The sequence below is a fragment of the Pseudoalteromonas sp. PAB 2.2 genome, assembly GCF_001938575.1.
Classification (GTDB): Bacteria; Pseudomonadota; Gammaproteobacteria; order Enterobacterales; family Alteromonadaceae; genus Pseudoalteromonas; species Pseudoalteromonas lipolytica.
The window spans coordinates 168,823-187,653 of sequence record NZ_LYPI01000011.1 but is presented as its reverse complement, the minus strand read 5'-3'; the positions used below and the strand labels follow the sequence as shown (position 1 = coordinate 187,653).

General features: G+C 42.6%; 20 protein-coding genes. 5 read left to right on the top strand and 15 right to left on the bottom strand.

The annotated features are described in order from the left end of the window. Positions 1-10 precede the first annotated feature (10 nt). The 14 genes from BWD47_RS10840 to radC all read right to left on the bottom strand — a co-directional run bounded on the left by BWD47_RS10840 (position 11) and on the right by radC (position 8,049). Positions 11-499, bottom strand: a complete 489-nt coding sequence (locus BWD47_RS10840) for a hypothetical protein (protein WP_083633658.1) — start codon at positions 497-499, stop codon at positions 11-13. Beyond that, on the bottom strand, positions 486-1,037 hold the full coding sequence (locus BWD47_RS10835) for an RNA polymerase sigma factor (RefSeq protein ID WP_036973104.1): 552 nt from the start codon (positions 1,035-1,037) through the stop codon (positions 486-488). The genes BWD47_RS10840 and BWD47_RS10835 overlap by 14 nt, the downstream gene beginning before the upstream one ends. Positions 1,038-1,162: 125 nt before the next feature. After that, a complete protein-coding gene (locus BWD47_RS10830; protein ID WP_244886997.1) occupies positions 1,163-2,899 on the bottom strand; it encodes a polymer-forming cytoskeletal protein in 1,737 nt (578 codons plus the stop codon). Beyond that, complete coding sequence (locus tag BWD47_RS10825) at positions 2,892-3,416, bottom strand: prepilin-type N-terminal cleavage/methylation domain-containing protein (protein ID WP_118844648.1); 525 nt, start codon at positions 3,414-3,416, stop codon at positions 2,892-2,894. Before BWD47_RS10825 ends, BWD47_RS10830 begins: the two co-directional genes overlap by 8 nt. Next, positions 3,416-3,814: a prepilin-type N-terminal cleavage/methylation domain-containing protein gene (locus BWD47_RS10820; protein WP_036973106.1), complete on the bottom strand. Its 399-nt coding sequence runs from the start codon at positions 3,812-3,814 to the stop codon at positions 3,416-3,418. Before BWD47_RS10820 ends, BWD47_RS10825 begins: the two co-directional genes overlap by 1 nt. After that, the gene (locus BWD47_RS10815) at positions 3,811-4,263 is read right to left on the bottom strand and encodes a GspH/FimT family pseudopilin (protein WP_036973108.1); all 453 of its coding nucleotides are present in this window, start codon (positions 4,261-4,263) and stop codon (positions 3,811-3,813) included. Before BWD47_RS10815 ends, BWD47_RS10820 begins: the two co-directional genes overlap by 4 nt. A gap of 5 nt (positions 4,264-4,268) precedes the next feature. Beyond that, positions 4,269-4,691 (bottom strand): type IV pilin protein, encoded by a 423-nt coding sequence (locus BWD47_RS10810; protein WP_075593964.1) that lies wholly within the window; start codon positions 4,689-4,691, stop codon positions 4,269-4,271. Positions 4,692-5,012: 321 nt separating this feature from the next. Next, on the bottom strand, positions 5,013-5,465 hold the full coding sequence (gene rplI / locus BWD47_RS10805) for a 50S ribosomal protein L9 (protein ID WP_036973111.1): 453 nt from the start codon (positions 5,463-5,465) through the stop codon (positions 5,013-5,015). 35 nt (positions 5,466-5,500) lie between these two features. After that, positions 5,501-5,728: a 30S ribosomal protein S18 gene (gene rpsR / locus BWD47_RS10800; protein ID WP_002962753.1), complete on the bottom strand. Its 228-nt coding sequence runs from the start codon at positions 5,726-5,728 to the stop codon at positions 5,501-5,503. 12 nt (positions 5,729-5,740) lie between these two features. Continuing rightward, positions 5,741-6,043, bottom strand: coding sequence for a primosomal replication protein N (gene priB / locus BWD47_RS10795; protein ID WP_036973732.1), 303 nt, complete (start codon positions 6,041-6,043; stop codon positions 5,741-5,743). A gap of 67 nt (positions 6,044-6,110) precedes the next feature. Then, a complete protein-coding gene (gene rpsF / locus BWD47_RS10790) occupies positions 6,111-6,452 on the bottom strand; it encodes a 30S ribosomal protein S6 (protein WP_036973113.1) in 342 nt (113 codons plus the stop codon). 244 nt (positions 6,453-6,696) lie between these two features. Next, the gene (gene rpmG / locus BWD47_RS10785) at positions 6,697-6,852 is read right to left on the bottom strand and encodes a 50S ribosomal protein L33 (RefSeq protein ID WP_022946036.1); all 156 of its coding nucleotides are present in this window, start codon (positions 6,850-6,852) and stop codon (positions 6,697-6,699) included. Positions 6,853-6,863: 11 nt separating this feature from the next. Beyond that, positions 6,864-7,100, bottom strand: coding sequence for a 50S ribosomal protein L28 (gene rpmB / locus BWD47_RS10780; protein ID WP_036973115.1), 237 nt, complete (start codon positions 7,098-7,100; stop codon positions 6,864-6,866). A gap of 274 nt (positions 7,101-7,374) precedes the next feature. Beyond that, a complete protein-coding gene (gene radC / locus BWD47_RS10775; protein WP_036973117.1) occupies positions 7,375-8,049 on the bottom strand; it encodes a DNA repair protein RadC in 675 nt (224 codons plus the stop codon). Between the two features lie 143 nt (positions 8,050-8,192). On the opposite strand from radC, the gene coaBC reads away from it, so the two are divergent. From coaBC to BWD47_RS10750, 5 genes are all read left to right on the top strand, one after another. After that, on the top strand, positions 8,193-9,386 hold the full coding sequence (gene coaBC / locus BWD47_RS10770; RefSeq protein ID WP_075593963.1) for a bifunctional phosphopantothenoylcysteine decarboxylase/phosphopantothenate--cysteine ligase CoaBC: 1,194 nt from the start codon (positions 8,193-8,195) through the stop codon (positions 9,384-9,386). 112 nt (positions 9,387-9,498) lie between these two features. Continuing rightward, positions 9,499-10,086: a nucleoid occlusion factor SlmA gene (slmA, locus tag BWD47_RS10765; RefSeq protein ID WP_036973120.1), complete on the top strand. Its 588-nt coding sequence runs from the start codon at positions 9,499-9,501 to the stop codon at positions 10,084-10,086. Between the two features lie 216 nt (positions 10,087-10,302). Further along, entirely contained in the window at positions 10,303-13,065 is a 2,763-nt protein-coding gene (locus BWD47_RS10760) for a S9 family peptidase (RefSeq protein WP_075593962.1), read from the top strand. 187 nt (positions 13,066-13,252) lie between these two features. Then, entirely contained in the window at positions 13,253-15,466 is a 2,214-nt protein-coding gene (katG, locus tag BWD47_RS10755) for a catalase/peroxidase HPI (RefSeq protein WP_036973125.1), read from the top strand. 177 nt (positions 15,467-15,643) lie between these two features. Then, entirely contained in the window at positions 15,644-17,344 is a 1,701-nt protein-coding gene (locus tag BWD47_RS10750) for a diguanylate cyclase (protein ID WP_075593961.1), read from the top strand. A 143-nt stretch (positions 17,345-17,487) separates the two neighbouring features. On the opposite strand, the gene BWD47_RS10745 is transcribed toward BWD47_RS10750, so the two are convergent. Further along, positions 17,488-18,672, bottom strand: coding sequence for an NAD(P)/FAD-dependent oxidoreductase (locus tag BWD47_RS10745; RefSeq protein ID WP_036973136.1), 1,185 nt, complete (start codon positions 18,670-18,672; stop codon positions 17,488-17,490). Between the last annotated feature and the right edge of the window lie 159 nt (positions 18,673-18,831).

The following is an 18,831-nucleotide window of genomic DNA, read 5'->3' as shown; positions in this document are numbered from 1 at the left end:
GTTATCACTCCTAAATCGTTTGCCACTTAGGTGCATGCACCTTATTAATTAAATCAAGTTGTTGCTGATAAACCTGCGACAGCATTTGTAATAACGCAGGATTTTCAGGTTCATTTTCCAGTGCTTGCTTAATGGCACTCTCTGCTTCTTCTAATTCTTTAAGCTGCTGCTGCCAATTGTCGGTAAGTGCAGGTTGATTCTGATATTGCACCAACAAGCCCTGTTTTTGCTTCGTAAAATAATCACTCATGGCTATCATCGTATTCGGCTCGGTCTGAGCAACAAACAATTGCACGCTAAGCAGTGCCGCAACACAGCATGCAGCAACGGCTGCAAGCTTATTCCACGTAAAACGTGACTGTTCAGCTTGTTGCTCTGTAGGGTGAGCAATTGCACGCTCAATACCCGGCCATAAGTTTTTATCTGGGCCGATATCTTGCTTAGGTTGATTAAGCGAGTCATTTAAAAACTGTTCAAAATCTAGCTTACTCATTTTCATACCACTCTTTTAATAACTGCCTTGCACGGTGAAACTGCGATTTACTTGAACCAACGGCCATATCAAGCATGCTGGCTATTTCTTCATGGCGATAGCCTTCAATTGCATGGAGTACAAACACCATACGCGCTCGTTCGGGCAATCTGAGTACTAATTTATCAAGGCCATTTAAACCCTGACAGTCCGCTGCACTTTGTTCATCCATGCCACTTTGCTCAAAGCTCACGACTTTCTGTAACCAGTTTTTATGTTTACGAATATAGCTAATCGCAATATTACTCGTCACGCTGTGTAACCAGGTCGTAAACTGTGAGCGCCCATCAAAATTGGCGATTTTGTGCCACAACTGTACAAACACTTCTTGTGTTGCATCTTCGGCGTGCTCTTTATCTGCAATAAGTCGCAAACAAAGGCTGTAAACACGTTTCACATGCAACTCATAAAGTGCTGCATAGGCAACTTGATCGCCGCTTTTTACGCGCTCAATCAAGGTGTGCTCACTTTGCTGTGCAAACGCTTGCTCTGCATCTATCAACATCCTGGATGTTGTCCTTTATGATTATTGTTGTGAATTTAGTGTATTAGACGTAAGGGGGGATTCAAAAGGTTTAAATGAAACTAAATATTTTTTTGAGCAAGTATCACCTTGCTTGAATTAGGTCATTATTGTGCGGGGCTCGGTTCACTCTGTGGCGGTGTTTTGTAGCTCCAGCCTAAAAACACAATCCGTGCAGGGGTAGACGGTTTCCCCCCATTTTGTACTTTAAGTAGACCCGCATCATAGTGCGCCCCACTGCCGCCTGTTGAAGTGATCACCGCACCACGAACACTGCCAAATAGCTCGCCACTTCCCGACAATTTTACCGTGGTAAGCGGCGCATAAATTGCGGCATACAAGTTTGCAGCGCCACTAAATTGCACACCATTCACACCGTTAAATGACGAGTAAAACGACAGCGATGGATGCCCACTGGTCGTTAATCCTTCTTGTTCAGTGATCACTTTAGCACCGGCACCAATATTAACTTTTCCCGTTATTAATACGGTAAGACTGCTGTCTTTTTTGATCGTCAGGGTGGTATCACCCCCCATTGAAAAATCACCATCTATCAATAAGATGACATCGCCCCCTGAGACCTCCATTTTGCCATCACTGGTCATTTTCAAACCATCTAAAGCAAATACATACTCTTTAGAATGGCTCCCATGAGATTGATTTTGAATCTTCTTATCAAACAAAAATACATCAGCTAAGGTCGGCACAATAATTTGGCTGCCACCATTGCTGTGAAACCCTTGTTCAGTATTAAACTTAAATAGTTGAGTAGGCCCAACCGAAATAGAATCATACCCAGTGATACCAGCCATTATGTCAGTCATTTTTTCGGGCAAAATTAAAGGGTCACAGTTGGTATCAGGGTTACTCGGATCGTAATCAGGTGCCGTGGGGTCGGCCACAGTGACGGGTTCAACATTCGGGTTTATATTAAATTTACTATTACTGTAATGTACGCCGTCTTGCTGGTTATTATAGGTGTCTTTAAAGTCACCAGTACCGCCATACATGATATCGAGGGTCTCACCTTGAGTATTATCAATGTAAGTAGACCATTGCATTGTGGCATCACCATTTGCTCTTACTACACCTGAAATGCGGCCTCCTCGGTGTTTATAGTAGCCCCGGGTATACACATTTCCATCGACTCGCAGACCACTACCTGGAGAAATATACACCCCCGTATTAGAGTGAATATTACCTATAATGGGCGATGACCCGTTTAAGTAAATTACACCACTGGCTTTTACATCACCTCTAATTGGCGAGTGTCCTGAAAGCACTACATCAGAGTCACCGGCAATAGTTGATACATCACCGTCGTTCGATTTAGTTTCTTCGTAAGTACCTTGGCTTGAATCATAGCTGTCGATACTTCCACTGCCCGACAAATTAACCCCTTTACAGCCAACCATCGCATTGGTAAATACCGAGCTGCCTTTGGCACCTTGAATGCCAAAGCGTGCGACTAAATTACTCTGTGCATCGCCTTCAAAGCGCTGCCCTAGGCTGGCAATTTCAAGCTCGCCATCAGGGTTTTTAGTAAGGGTTGCACTAAAGGTAGCATCACTCGCAATAATGCCAGTACCAGACGCTAAATTCGTTTTATTAATTAAATCATCAACCGCTAATACGCCTTCACGATTCAGTGTTTGTTGTAATAGTTTAGCTTGCTCAAACACCCCTTTTTCGGCTAGCAAACGGCTGTTTAACTTTTTCTGAAAATTACCGCTCAAACGTTCTTGCACAATATTTTCACGCAGTGAGCTCAGCACCACAAGACTGGCCATGCTCGTTAAAATCAGCACTGTAATTAAGGTAAAACCATGTTGCTTATTAAACACTGCCACCACCATATGCCTTCAGTAAGATTGTGTTTGTGAGCGCAATATCGATATTTATACCATTGCCGAATTGCCCAGGTAATTGCTCTGGTTTCACACTCACCGTCACTAATTCACCCGCGATATCAAACGATAAGCTCTCGACCCCTGTTAACAAACGCTCCGCAGCCGCGCCATTCAGTGAGCACATTAAGTTATTATCGTTTAAGCTATAAACTTCAGTAACTTGCACTGCGGTAACTTGACCATCACAGGCAATGACACCAGCAGGCTGAGTGATGGTTATCATGCTTTTATCAGCACTAATAACCGGGGTTATTTGAGTTTGCTTAATGCTGCGATTAAACACTTTACTCGTGTAACGAAGCACCTCTTGTGCATTTTCGAGCTCTTTGCTCACCTGAATCGTGCCTTTAATCGCCGAGTAAGACAAACTAATCCCAGCAAGTAAAAATGCTCCCGCAGCCAGCGCCACCATTAACTCGACTAAGCTAAACCCTTTTGTATGTTTTATCATTAACACACCGCCGACAAATCAGGGAAACTCGCATTCAAACTGATCTGGTTCTCAGCATTATCAGTCATGCGTTTATCGACCCAACTAACATTAATTTGCATGTCATTATTGTATACAGCAGGCAGAGTTAGTTCGTAGTCACTAACCTGTGGAGAAAGACTCGCTCTAAAGGTCGCATCTTGAAATAAGCCGGGGTTGGTTTTTTGAATATCACAAATATGCGGCCAAAGTCGCTCTATGCTGTTTTGACCTTGAATAAGCGACACCGTGTAATGAAAACTGTTAGTAGCATACTGAAGCGATTTAAGTTGAGCAGCAGCCAACCCTAATAAAGCGATTCCGGCGATTACCACAGATATCATGACTTCTAGTAATGAAAAACCTTGCTGCTTAATCATGCACATCCTCGCTCTGAACTTTCAACTAACCAGTTTTGGCCACTTTTTAGTACACACATTACATAGTCAGTGGTGTTGCTGTGATTGTCTTTAATATCTATTTGCGCTTGCTGGTTAACCTCGCCACTGGCACTCACGGTCAAGGCTGCTAAATCAACCGTTATGCCAGATTTGGTTACACTAAATTCTTTAAGAACCGTGGCCACGCCCGCTTCATTTAGCGTTACCTGCCAGCGGTTATTATTAACGACTAAGTTAATTTGCCGCTCACGCTTTACTGCTTCACTGCGCGCATATTTATAGACACTATTTAGTTGATTTGCGGTCGTTACAACGCGATCTTGCAAGATTTGCTGGCTAAATGACGGGAAAGCAAGACTAGCCATAATACCAATAATAACCAGTACGACCATTAATTCTATCAGTGTAAATCCGGCCTTTCGTCGCACTTCAACTACTCCCAACAATCATTCTCTGAGGCGGTGTAACTGCCATTATGTTTCACAGTGAGATCACCACAACGATCACTTGCTTGCGCCGAACCAGACTTTGGTGATGCTTTTAAACTATAACCACGGTTTTTAAAGTCACTGATTGCACCGGCGACTTTATCTGTAGGGGTGTAAGTGAAAGTATAAAAATCAGTATTTTGTGCCGTAAATGCGTTAGGGTAACCACCATTTCTTGAATAAATACGCTCAAGACTCGCGCTATATTGCAATAACTCTTGTTGTATGTCGGCACGGCGACTGCGTTGCATTTGTTCGGTATAAACAGGTAACGCTACGCTATATAAAATACCTAAAATAGCGATAACGATCAGTATTTCAACAAGTGTAAAACCACGGTGTTTTCCCGATGATGATGTCTCCTTCAACTTTCATTCCTTACAACTTTTTTATGAAACCACTATAAATGACAGCGCTGTCGCTGTCAATTTAACCAACTCTAACTAACTAGCCTGATTATACTAACTAAAAATAAAAAATTAAGACAAAAGACTGCCTGTGTTTAAAATAGGTAAACAAACCCCCATTCCATTAAACATTAATGCAAATAACACAACTATTAACAGGAAAGCAAAGCAAAAAGAGCCGTAAGGTAGTAAGTAAGTAAGTAAGTAAGTAAGTAAGTAAAATTTAGATACAAAAAAGCCGCGCTTAATAAAGCACGGCTTTTTTTCTACTTAATATTGCTATTAAGCTTCAGCGATAACGATTACTTTGATAGTAGCCGTAACGTCTGAGTGTACTGCGATTGCAACGTCAAATTCGCCAGTCTCACGGATAGTACCTAGAGGTAAACGAACTTCTGATTTTGCAACTTCAACGCCAACAGCTGAAATAGCTTCAGCGATGTCGCGAGTACCGATAGAACCGAATAACTTGCCTTCGTCACCAGCTTTAGAAACTAGTGTAACTTCAGCTAATGCTTCTAACTTGTCAGCGCGAGCTTGAGCAGCAGCTAGATCTTCAGCGATCTTAGCTTCTAACTCAGCACGACGTGCTTCGAAAGTTTCGATGTTAGCTTTAGTTGCAGGAACTGCCTTACCTTGTGGGAAAAGGAAGTTACGTGCGAAGCCAGATTTAACTACAACCTGGTCACCTAGGCCACCTAGGTTTGCGATCTTGTCTAGTAGAATAACTTGCATGTCTCTACACCTTTTAAAAACTGTTAATCCGCTGCTTACTTATGTAAGTCAGTGTATGGAAGAAGGGCTAAGTAGCGAGCACGCTTGATAGCAGTTGCTAGCTGACGCTGATATTTAGCGCTAGTACCTGTGATACGGCTAGGTACGATTTTGCCACTTTCTGTAACATAGTTTCTAAGAGTAGCTAGATCTTTATAATCGATTTGTTGTACGCCTTCCGCTTTAAAGCGGCAGAACTTACGACGTCTGAAATAACGTGCCATGAGTTTAATTCCTCAAAAAATTCTTTCTATATGCTGAGCATGCAAGACCAATTGGCTTAAACCATTTCGGCCTTCGTGTCGGTTTAAAAAACCCGTCACTTGCACTTGTTGCCCAACGTGCAATTGTTGAGTCTGTTGTTGCATTGGCGTGCCACTGGCAACAACTTGAAGCCTGACATAACTATTACGGTTAAGGTCTGCTTCAACTTGCATCGATTTGTGTTCAAGAACAAAAATACAATGCGGTATACCAGCAGGGCTTTGACTATATTTTGGGGTTTTACATACAACCCCAGATAACGTCAGCTGATTCATAAAAGGATTAACCGGTTGGCTCATCTTAGTGTCTCAACTGCAAGCGCCATGCTTGGACTCAAAACGATTAAGCAGCTGGTGCTTCTTTCTTCTCTTCTTTCGCAAGAGGAGATGCTTCAGTTACAGCGTCTTTAGTACGCATAACTAAGTTACGAAGCACTGCATCGTTGTAGCGGAAAGTAGTTTCTAGCTCGCTGATTACTTCAGTAGGTGCTTCAACGTTCATAAGAACATAATGAGCTTTGTGAAGCTTGTCGATTGGGTAAGCCAATTGACGACGGCCCCAGTCTTCAAGACGGTGGATAGTACCACCAGCTTCAGTGATAGAACCAGTATAACGTTCGATCATACCAGGTACTTGCTCACTCTGATCAGGGTGAACCATGAATACGATTTCGTAATGACGCATGGATATTCCTTACGGTTAATAGAGCCTTCTACCGTTTCGGCCAGTCGGTTTAAGGCAAGGAATTAAATTTAATAAGCCGAAATGAGCGCGCATTTTACGCTTAGATTGATAATTAAGCAAGATAAAACAGCAAGCCAAGTTACAATCTTATAAATATTTGCAATAGCCTAATTTTCTAAGGTAGTTAAGCATAAAACAAAAAACCCAGCCGAGGCTGGGTTTTTGAGATTCTGAAAAACTAAAATTACTTGATTTTAGCTTCTTTGAAAATCACGTGTTTACGAGCTTTAGGATCGTATTTTTTGATTTCCATTTTTTCAGGCATGTTACGCTTGTTCTTGTCGGTAGTGTAGAAAAAACCAGTACCAGCAGTTGAAACTAAACGGATCTTATCGCGCATGATTCAGTTCCTTAAACTTTTTCGCCACGAGCACGGATTTCTGTAAGAACCGCGTCGATGCCTTTTTTATCGATAATACGCATACCTTTAGTCGTAGTGCGTAATGTTACAAAACGTTTTTCACTTTCAACCCAAAAACGGTGAGTTTGTAGGTTAGGTAGGAAACGACGTTTAGTCGCGTTTCTCGCGTGTGAACGGTGGTTACCAACCGCTGGACGCTTACCTGTAACTTGACATACTTTAGACATGTCTATATATCTCCAATAACTTCGCTCGAGCTTAATTTTCCCTTAGGCCATGTATTTGTGCCCCGGGATAAATCGAAGGGCGCTCTTTATACAGCTTATACAGGCAAAGATCAAGTAACAGATCTTATCCAATCAGCTCATGTGTAAATTTGATAGCGGCTAATTATAATGATCGAAAGCCCTTAGGGAAAGTAAAAACTGCATTTAAATTAAACTAATTTCTAAAAACAGCCTAAACTGCTCATTTTTAACACACTCTCTCGGGCATACAGCCTTATATAAGCCCTCGCTCGGCAAAAGAAACACAATTTTTACCGCCCACAATGATGTGATCCAGCACATTTATGTCAACCAACGACAGCGCTTGCTGTAATTTTTGCGTTATGAACTTATCGGCTTGACTGGGTTCTGCCACACCACTTGGGTGGTTATGAGCCAAAATAAGTGCCGCTGCATTATTTCTTAATGCGGCTTTAACCACTTCGCGAGGATAAACAGATGCGGCATTAATTGTGCCATAAAATAGCACTTCATCTTTAATCAACTGGTTTTGGCTGTCTAAGTACAGCACCATAAACACTTCTTGCTGTAACCCCCGTAGTTTAATTGTTAGGTAGTCGTACACCGACTGAGGCGAATTAAATACAGCCTCTCTATGGCATTGCTCGAGCATGTATCGCCGGCTAAGCTCTAACACGGCTTGTAATTGTACATACTTTGCAGCACCTAGGCCCCTTTGTGCACAAAACTCATGTTCTGTGGCATTAAACAAGTTGTGCAATGTACTATTTATACGCAATAGATGCTCAGCCAACTCAACCGCGTTCATGCCCGGCACGCCAGTACGTAAAAATATCGCTAATAACTCAGCATCTGAAAGCGCTTTAGCTCCCTGTAAAAGCAGCTTCTCACGTGGTCTCTCTGCCAATGGTAAATCCGTTAATGGCATCATTTGTCCCTAAAAACATTACTTTGGTCATTAAACTGTAATATAAAATCCAGTTTTTTCCTGTCTTTAAAAAAGAAAACTTCATGCAATCGGCAAAGATTTGCTATCGTTAGCCCATATCGACAAAGGTAAAATTTCACGTAATGACAAAATCAGTTAATAAAAAAATCCTGTTAGGTATGAGTGGTGGCATTGCAGCCTATAAATGTGCAGAACTTGTTCGTCGTTTAAAAGACGCGGGCTGCGACGTTAAAGTGGTCATGACCGACTCAGCCAAACATTTTATAACACCACTGACAATGCAAGCTGTGAGTGGAGAAATTGTCTCTGATTCATTACTTGACCCTGCAGCCGAAGCAGCAATGGGACACATTGAATTTGCCAAATGGGCTGACCTGATTTTAGTCGCCCCCGCAACCAGCAATATCTTAGCGAAAATGGCGATGGGCATTGCCGATGATTTACTGACTACGTTATTGTTAGCCACACCTGCTAAAGTAGCGGTTGCTCCTGCAATGAACCAACAAATGTATGCTCACCCAGCGACTCAAGCAAACCTTAGAACTCTCAAAGATCGCGGCGTCGCAATTTGGGGACCCGGTAAAGGTGAACAAGCCTGTGGTGATGTAGGTGCCGGAAGAATGTTAGAGCCTCATGAACTAGTGGCGCTGTGTACGCAACCAGACATTGAGCCATTATTGGCAGGTAAAACAATCACAATTACCGCTGGCCCCACGCGTGAAGCCCTCGACCCTGTGCGTTATATTTCGAATCATAGTTCAGGCAAAATGGGTTATGCCCTTGCAGAAGCAGCGCTTGCTTTAGGTGCTAAGGTCAACCTTATTTCAGGGCCCGTCGCAATTACAGCACCCGCGAATGCAAAGCTCACCAATATTGAAAGCGCTGAGCAACTTTTAACTGCGTCGATGGAACTTGCGGTGCAGTCTGATGCTTTTATTGGGTGTGCTGCCGTCGCCGATTACCGCGCAGCCGCAATTCAAGATCAAAAAATGAAAAAACAAGGTGACGAAATCACGCTCACTTTAGTCAAAAACCCTGATGTGATCGCAAACGTGGCAGGGCTTAGTAAAAACCGTCCTTACACTGTTGGCTTTGCAGCAGAAACGCAAGATGTGGCTAGCTACGCCCAAGGTAAATTAAAAAACAAAAACCTCGACATGATCTGCGCGAATGATGTGTCAAAAGAAGGTCTTGGCTTTAATTCTGATCATAATGCTTTAACACTGTTCTGGCATAATGAGCAGCTAGATTTAGCCATAGGTAGTAAAAAGGATCTCGCGATGAGCGTAATGACTGAGCTTGCCAAGCGTTTGTAAAAATGCTGGAAAGAAGCTGAATAAAACATTAACATAAGCGCCTCATTTGCACAAAAAATGGCTTGTCTGACTCTACTGAGCACAAGTAATAAATTATAAGAAAGGAATGGTCATGCCTGCGACAAAAAGAAGTAATCGCAAAGAGCAGATTCTGCAAGCACTCGCACAAATGTTAGAAACCAGCCCAGGTCAACGTATCACCACCGCAAAATTAGCGGCTGAAGTGGGCGTGTCTGAAGCTGCGTTATATCGTCATTTTCCGAGTAAAGCACGGATGTTTGAAGGCCTAATAGAATTTATTGAAGATACGCTGTTATCACGCATTAACCTCATATTAGAAAATGAGAAAGAAAGCCAAACCCGTGTTTATAATATCTTGCTGTTATTGTTAGCCTTTGCTGAGAAAAACCCAGGAATTACTCGCATATTAACCGGCGATGCCCTGCAAGGTGAGCAAGAGCGTTTACGCGAACGAGTGCAAGGCTTATTCGAAAAACTTGAAACACAATTTAAGCAAGTATTGCGTGAGCGAAAACTACGTGAAGGCAAAGCATTTCAATCAGACGAAACCACGTTAGCCAACTTCTTACTTGCCTATGTCGAAGGTAAGATGAATCAATTCGTGCGTAGCGACTTTAAAGCAAAGCCAAGCTCACAATTTGAAAAGCAATGGCCAGAATTACAAAAAATCTGGTTGTAAAACAAGCTTTATAAGCGCGATGTCATATCGCGCTTAATCCCCCACCTTTTCATTGTCCCCCATAAGCAAGTCCTCGTAGCTCATTTCTCGTAGCGCGTTTCACGTAAGTAATAACTTTAACCCACCTTAGGAAACTGGCAACTTATCGTATCTACTCGAATTGTTTATTAAAAACGCTACACTGGGGCATAAACTTAAAAACAATGAGAAAGGTAAATGAAAGCGCAATTATCACTTTTGAGCTTAGCCTTGGTGACTAGCCTAGGCAGCACACAAGTCAGTGCTAAGGAAGCCCTGCAATTTAAAGACGTATTTGATTTTAAATACGCAAAAGGCACACAACTGTCTGAAGATGGCCGTATTTTAACCTTGAGTGCAGACCCTTATCGCGGCAATGCACAAGGCCAAGTATACACGCTTAATAACAATGCCTTACTAAGCACCGTTGAACGCGGTACGCGCCCTACTATTAATAAAGCAGCAAACTGGGTCACGTTTACACAAGTACCAACCCTACTTGAAAAAGAAACCACCAAGAAAAAAGATGAGCTAAAAAACAACCTAGTTTTAGTGAATACTAAAGACGGTGAACAACAAACGTTTAACGATGTAAAAGATTATGCGTTATCAGATGATGGCGTATGGCTTGCTTACCGTCTTGATCAAAAAGCAGATAAAACTGAGACCAAAGACGACCAAGAAAAAGACGAAAACAGCAGCGAAATCAAGCCAGACAAAAAAGATAAACGCTTTGATTTAGTGCTTGTTAACCTTCAAGACAAAACCACTCACACTATAAATAATGTATTTAGCTATGCGATTAGCAGCACTGGCGAGCAATTATTAGCAAGCCAAAGCTTTAGTGATGGTGCCGACAACCAAATTGTATTAGTCGACTTAACAAATAGTTTTAATACCAGTGTATTAATTGATGAGCCAGGTGTGGTTGCAAACAAAATTGCATGGCGACCTAACAGCAATACCGCAGCGCTTTTAGTGGGTAATTATGTAAACGATGATACAAGACGTCGCGACCACAGCTTACAGCTTTTAGAAAACGGGGCTCTATCAACCATTAACTCTGCAGATAGCAGCTGGACTATCGGTAAAACAGCCTCACTCACATGGTCTGAAGACGGTAAGCGTCTATATTTCGAGAATCACCCAAAACTGGCTGATAAAGTAAAAGCCAAAGAGTATACAGACGAAGCCTCTTTATATGATTTCGATACAATTCGCGACCATAAAGGCTTAAATGTTTGGCACAATAAAGACGTTGAAATTAAACCTCGTGAAGAACAACAGTGGAATGAGGCTAACAAACTTCGTCACTACCAAGCGGTTTACCACGTAAACGGTAAACAGGTTGTACAATTAAGTACACCCAATATGCCCGAGGTATCACTTAACACTAATCGTGACGCGCTTTTAGGCTACTCAGACCTGCCGTATTTAGAGCGTGTTATGTATGGTGGTTTCTTTGCTGATTACTTCAGTGTTGACGTTAAAACAGGTAAACAAACACCTATCGTCAGTGACTACCCCTTTAGACCCAGCCTTGCGCCAAATGGTCAATACGCGGCATTTTTTAAAGACAGCCACGTTCAGCTAAAAGACCTAGGTAACAACAAAGTTTCGACGTTATCTAAGGCAATTAACGCTATTTTTGCCGATGATAAGCATGACTACCCATCACCTCAACCGGGTTATGGTTTTGCAGGCTGGTTAAACGACAGCAGCCAAGTACTGGTTTACAGCAAATTTGATATTTGGGCTTTTGATGTCGCAACACAAAAGGCAACGCGCTTAACACAAGGTAAAGAAACAAATACCCAATATCGTGTTATTAAACTTGATAAAGACCACGTTGGCTTTGCTAAAGACGACACATTATTACTAAGCGCAACTAACTTACAAGATAAGCAAACCGAAATCGCTAAGCTTGACTTAACAAGCAATAAAGTAAGCAAAGTACTGTCGGGTAAAAAGCGCTATGATGTGGTGAAAAAAGCTAAAAATGCCGACAAATACCTCTTTACTGCGCAAACGTACCAACAATTCCCTGATTACTACCAAGCAGATTTTAGCTTCAAAAAACCTCAGCGTGTGACGAACCTGAACCCGCAAATTAGCAACTTTGCTTGGGGCGAAAAACCTGAACTTATTAGCTATAAAGGCTTTGATGGTGAAGACTTACAAGGTGTTCTAATCAAGCCGGCAGGCTACAAAAAAGGCGACAAAGTGCCCGTCGTTGTGTACTTCTATCGCTATATGAGCCAGCGCATGTATGACTTCCCGAAAATGGAGTTAAATCATCGCCCTAACTTCCCTATGTTTACTTCGAATGGTTACGCCATTTTCTTACCGGATATCCGCTTTGAAATTGGTCACCCAGGTAAATCATCGACCCAAACCATGATTAACGCGACTCAAAAACTGATTGATTTAGGCATTGCCGATCCTAATAAAATTGGTTTACAAGGTCACTCATGGGCAGGCTACCAAAGCGCCTTTATGATCACCCAAACAGATATGTTTAAGGCGGTTGTATCGGGTGCACCTGTATCTAACATGACCAGTGCTTACAGCGGTATTCGCTTAAAATCAGGTCTTGCGCGTCAGTTCCAATACGAAACAGGGCAAAGCCGCATTGGTAAAACATTATTTGAAGCACCTGAACTTTACATCGAGAACTCACCGGTATTCTTTGCAGATAAAGTAAACACACCTATTTTAATTATGTTTGGTGACAAAGATGACGCCGTACCCTGGCACGAAGGCGTACAGTACTATTTGGCACTGCGTCGTGCAGGTAAAGATGCTACGTTCTTACAGTATGAAGGCGAGCCACATCACTTGAAGAAATTCCCTAACCAGGTGGATTTTTCAATTCGCATGATGGAATACTTTGACCATTATCTAAAAGGTAAACCCGCCGCTGAGTGGATCAAAAACGGCGTACCCTTTATTGAAGAATAAACAATAAGCTGAATATCAGCTTATCTTCCCCCTTCCAGAGCCAGCATTGTTGCTGGCTTTGTTCTATAAAATCAATCATTCCATCTATTTTTTCGATTTTATCAATCGATTTAAACCCCAGTTTGTAAGTGGAAAGTTAACCAGAACAGCTCTATATTTCACGCAACTTCCAACTGGAGACAACACAATGTTAAAAAAATCAACCTCAGCATTTTCAAAAGTCGCTGTTGCTGTTTCATTACTCATCGCAACAAATGTACACGCCACTAACGACATCAAATCAAACCAATTTTGGTGGCCAGAGCAACTCGACTTAAGTCAACTGCGCGCACACGGCGCTGAATCAAACCCAATGGGTCCTTACTTTGACTACAAAAAAGAATTTTTAAAGTTAGACCTTAATGCAGTGAAAGCCGATATTGAAAAAGTGCTTACTGACTCTCAAGACTGGTGGCCTGCCGACTACGGTCACTATGGTCCATTCTTCATTCGTATGGCGTGGCACGCATCAGGTACTTACCGTACATTCGATGGCCGTGGTGGCGCTGGCGGTGGTCAACAACGTTTCGACCCACTAAACAGCTGGCCAGATAACGCCAACTTAGACAAAGCGCGTCGCTTACTTTGGCCAATTAAACAAAAATACGGTCGCAGCATCTCATGGGCTGATTTAATGGCGCTAACAGGTAACGTGGCACTTGAATCAATGGGTTTCAAAACATTCGGCTATGCCGGTGGTCGTGAAGACGATTGGGAGCCAGATTACGTTTACTGGGGCCCTGAAGGCAAAATGTTAACTGACGAGCGCCGCGACAAAAAAGGCAAACTAAAAGGCCCATTAGCAGCGGTTGAAATGGGTTTAATCTATGTGAATCCAGAAGGTCCACATGGCAACCCAGACCCACTTCTTGCGGCTGATGATATTCGCTTATCGTTTGGTCGTATGGCAATGAACGATGAAGAAATCGTTGCACTTATCGCAGGTGGTCACAGTTTTGGTAAAGCACACGGTGCGAAAAAAGCGACTTGTTTAGACAAAGAACCCGCCGCAGCCGCTATCGAAGAGCAAGGTTTAGGTTGGAAAAACAAGTGCGGTAAAGGTCACTCAGAAGATACTGTTACTTCAGGTCTTGAAGGTGCATGGACCGTGACGCCAACGCAATGGTCAATCAACTACTTACAAAACTTATTTGCATTTGAGTGGGTTAAAACAAAAAGCCCAGCAGGCGCAACACAATGGATCCCAGAAAATGGTCAAGCGTCTAACCTAGTGCCAGATGCGCACATTAAAGGTAAGCGTCATGCGCCTATCATGTTCACAACTGATATCGCGTTAAAGGCAGATCCCGCGTTTCGTAAAATTTCAGAGCGTTTCTTAAACGACCCGAAAGAGTTCGAACTAGCGTTTGCTAAAGCATGGTTCAAGCTAAACCACCGTGACATGGGCCCTCGCGCTCGTTACTTAGGTGACTTAGTGCCAGAAGAAGTGCTAATTTGGCAAGATTACATTCCTGAAGTTGACCACAAGCTAGTTGATAGCAAAGACATCGCGTCACTTAAAGCAAGCATTTTAGATTCGGGTTTATCTGTATCTGAACTGGTACGTGTGGCGTGGGCATCAGCAGCAAGCTACCGCGATACTGACATGCGTGGTGGTGCAAATGGGGCACGTATTCGTTTTGCTCCACAAAAAGATTGGCCTGTAAATAACCCGAAAGAAGTGGCAAATGTGCTGAGCAAGCTTGAGAAAATCCAAACTAAGTTCAATAAAAATGCAGCAGGTGGAAAAGAAATTTCACTGGCAGATATGATTGTTCTGGGTGGCGCGGCTGCTATCGAAAAAGCAGCAAGTGATGCAGGTTTTTCTATTGCAGTACCATTCAAGCCAGGTCGTATGGACGCATCACTCGAAATGACTGACGTTGAATCGTTTGAAGTACTTGAGCCTACGGCAGATGCGTTCCGTAACTACTACAGCTCAGCATGGAAATCACCTGCTGAAATGTTAGTTGAGCGTGCTGATTTACTAAGCTTATCGGTGCCAGAAATGACAGCACTACTAGGTGGTATGCGTGCCCTTAACGCTAATACTAACCAAACACAACACGGTGTATTCACGAAAAAACCTGGCACATTAAGCAACGATTTCTTCGTTAACCTACTCGATATGTCAACGAAGTGGTCTAAGTCATCTGAAGAAGGTGTTTACGAAGGCCGTGACCGTCAGTCAGGCAAGCTTAAGTGGACAGCAACACCGGTAGACTTAATCTTTGGGTCTAACTCAGAGCTACGCTCTATTGCTGAAGTGTATGCATCTGACGATGCTAAACAAAAGTTTGTTGACGACTTCGTTGCAGCATGGACTAAAGTAATGACGCTAGACAGATTCGACCTACGTTAATACCAATACCAACTCGCTTAATTCAGTATTATTGCGCGTTGGTATTCATTTTTCGCAACCCATTAAGCCGCTTTTACAGCGGCTTTTTTTATTTTGGATAAAATTCGCTCGACAATGCAGCTGATTACGTTAAAAATAACACTTTATTAATAAACAATTTAGCCATAGGCACCAAGGATGATCGCACGTTTATTATTACTATTTTTTATCAGTCACTCCTTCTTTGCCTTTGCACAAAATAGCCCTACCACATCCGTTGACTCTGTTATATCACTCAACAATGAACAGGTTAACTTAACACGTTTCGATATGAGTTATTTTATTGATAAAACAGGAAAAATGACACTGTCGCAAATACAAAATCAAACATTCACAGCCAGTAAAAATGAGCTCACTCTGGGCACCAATGCCAAAACAACGTGGTCAAAAATAACCGTCAAAAACAACGACAGCGATACCTTACGTTTATTTATTCACAACCCCGATGCTTACCATCTAGAAGAGGTAGGATTTTACGAAACCCACAATGGGCAACTCATTAATCAATCTGAAATTCAACTAGATACATCGGGTCCAAAAGCCAATATGTTCGGCGGCAGTGCTGTGTTTTCGTTCTATATTGCCCCACAGCAGCAAAAAACCATTTATGTAAAAAGCGTTACTTTTTCGCATCAATGGTTTGCTCTAAATATTTATAATGAAGAGCATTCAAAACGCGCCCTAGTTGGCAACGGCAACTACATTGCATTACTGGTTGGCATGATGCTAGCGCTGATGATCTATAACTTTTTCTTGTACTTATCGGCACGTAAAATAGAAAATATTGTTTACGCCCTGTATTTAATATCGGGCACGGTATGGGTGGCGCTTTCGTATGGCGTAGCTGCTAACTTTTTTGGCATTTTTAGTGCTGAAGTACTGCAACTTAATTCTAGTTTGCTCAGTATGCCCAGCTTTTTAGTAATTTTTGTGATGCTAATTTTCGAAACTAAAAAGCATTACCCAAAAGAGCATATAGCCCTGTCGCTCATTCTCGTATTACTGGTTGGCGACTTTATCTACAGTTTATTCGATGTCGTTGGCGCACTAAAACCAGCCAGCACCCTTGCCGCAATGATGATGACCGTCACCTTTGGTGTCTCTATATCACTGTGGCGAAAAGGGGATCCACTCGCCAAATATTTTTTACTTGGCCACTCACTGTTCGTTATATTCAATATGCTGGCCGTGCTTTATTACAAAGGTATCACCGACGCGAACGTGATAAACAGTCATGGCGTCGGCATAGGTATTTTACTCGAAGCATTAATGATGGCGTTTATATTGTCTTACCGTATAAAAACGCTCGAAAAAATCAAAGCACAGCAAAAAGAATTAACGCGCCTTGTCGATACCGACCCAATGACAGGCCTGTATAATCGACGCTACTTTGATAGAAAAAGTGAAGAGCTCATTGCTGCAATGGCAAGCAATCATCAAGAGTTAACGCTGATCATCGCCGATCTCGACCATTTTAAAGCCATTAACGACACTTATGGCCATGATATTGGCGATAAAGTCATTATTGAGTTTGCAAACATACTCACTACACAACAACGAAAAGACGATATAGCCTGCCGCTACGGCGGTGAAGAATTTGTACTTTTACTGCATTGCAGCCTACACGACGCCAAAGCCCTGGCCGAGCGCATCCGCGAAAAAGCAGCAAACACCCGCATCAAAAGCAATGATGATCAAGCCGTAAAGTTTACCGTAAGCCTAGGCGTTCACAGCGTTGCCCATGCCTCAACCACAATAAAAGAAACCCTATCAATTGCCGACAAAGCGCTTTATAAAGCAAAAAACAATGGCCGAAACTGTGTTGAAGTAGCGGTGTAAGCGAGTTCATATAACGGTAATGAACAAGTTATTCACCGTCGGTCATTTTATACAACTGCACGTTTAAAGCACTTCGCACATACTAAGCCCAACTAATAAGCAAAAGCGGAATTGGCGCAAAGCAGAGCGACTAGAGTCTATCATCAACAATACTGCCCTGCTGCAAAGCCACAGCTCCAAGCGTATTGGAAGTTGTAGCCGCCTAACCAGCCTGTCACGTCGGTAACTTCGCCGATAAAGTAAAGGCCGGGTGCTTTTTTGGCTTCGAAGGTTTTTGAGCTTAACTCATCGGTGTCTACACCGCCTAGCGTGACCTCTGCAGTGCGATACCCTTCGGTGCCGTTAGGTTTTATTTGCCAGTTGTGGATGTAGTCGTGCAGCGCATCTATTTGCGTGTGGGTTAGCTGATTAACATTACAATCAGGAATAGCTTTGGTGTCGTGCAGCATCTCTACAAAACGCTTTGGCAATATCGTCGCGAGGGTATTTTTTAGCGACTTTTGGCCTTGGCTTTGACGCCACTCTTCAAGCTGCTGTTTTAAATCGATCGCTGGTAATAAATTAATATACACACTCTGCCCTGCGCGCCAAAATGAGCTAATTTGTAAAATAGCAGGTCCCGACAAACCACGGTGAGTAAAGAGTATGTTTTCTTTAAATTGTGTACCGTCTTCACTTGTTACCACACACGGAATACTGATCCCCGACAGTCCATCAAAACGATCTTTATCGTGCTGGTGCAAAGTGAATGGCACAAGCGCTGCCATTGTGGGTAAAACCGTTAAGCCAAATTGCTCAGCAATTTTGTAGCCAATGGGCGATGCACCCAGTTTTGGCATTGTTAAGCCACCCGATGCAACCACCAGCGATTCACATTGATAAGTATCTTGCTCGGTTATTACCTCGTACCCTGCATCAGTTTTTGTGACGCTAAGCACTTCGTTGCGCAAGGCTATGTTCACGCCCGCCCACTCACATTCAGTCAATAAAATATCAACAATATCTTGAGCGCTGTTGTCACAAAATAATTGACCCAGTGTTTTATGGTGATACGCCAAACCATGGCGGTCTACCAACTCAATAAAGTCGTGTTGGGTATAGCGACTTAAACACGACTTTACGAAATGAGGGTTTGTACATAAGTAATTATCTGGGCTGGCATTTTCATTGGTGAAGTTACACCGTCCACCACCGCTGATTAAAATTTTACGGCCCGGCTTTTTACCCATATCAAGCACTGTAACCGCTCGGCCTCGGTAACCTGCTTGTGCTGCACACATTAAACCTGCGGCACCGGCGCCAATCACAATTACATCTACTTGGGTCATTACGCATACTCATTAAAAAATTTAGCTGATTATAACAAGTTATTTTATACGCGGTGTTAACAGAAAGGTGTTTTTACAAAAAAGATAAACCTAAAAAACGAAATAAAGCAAAAACTCTAAATAGAAAAATTAAAACTTTAGAATGAGAAAACCACCTTA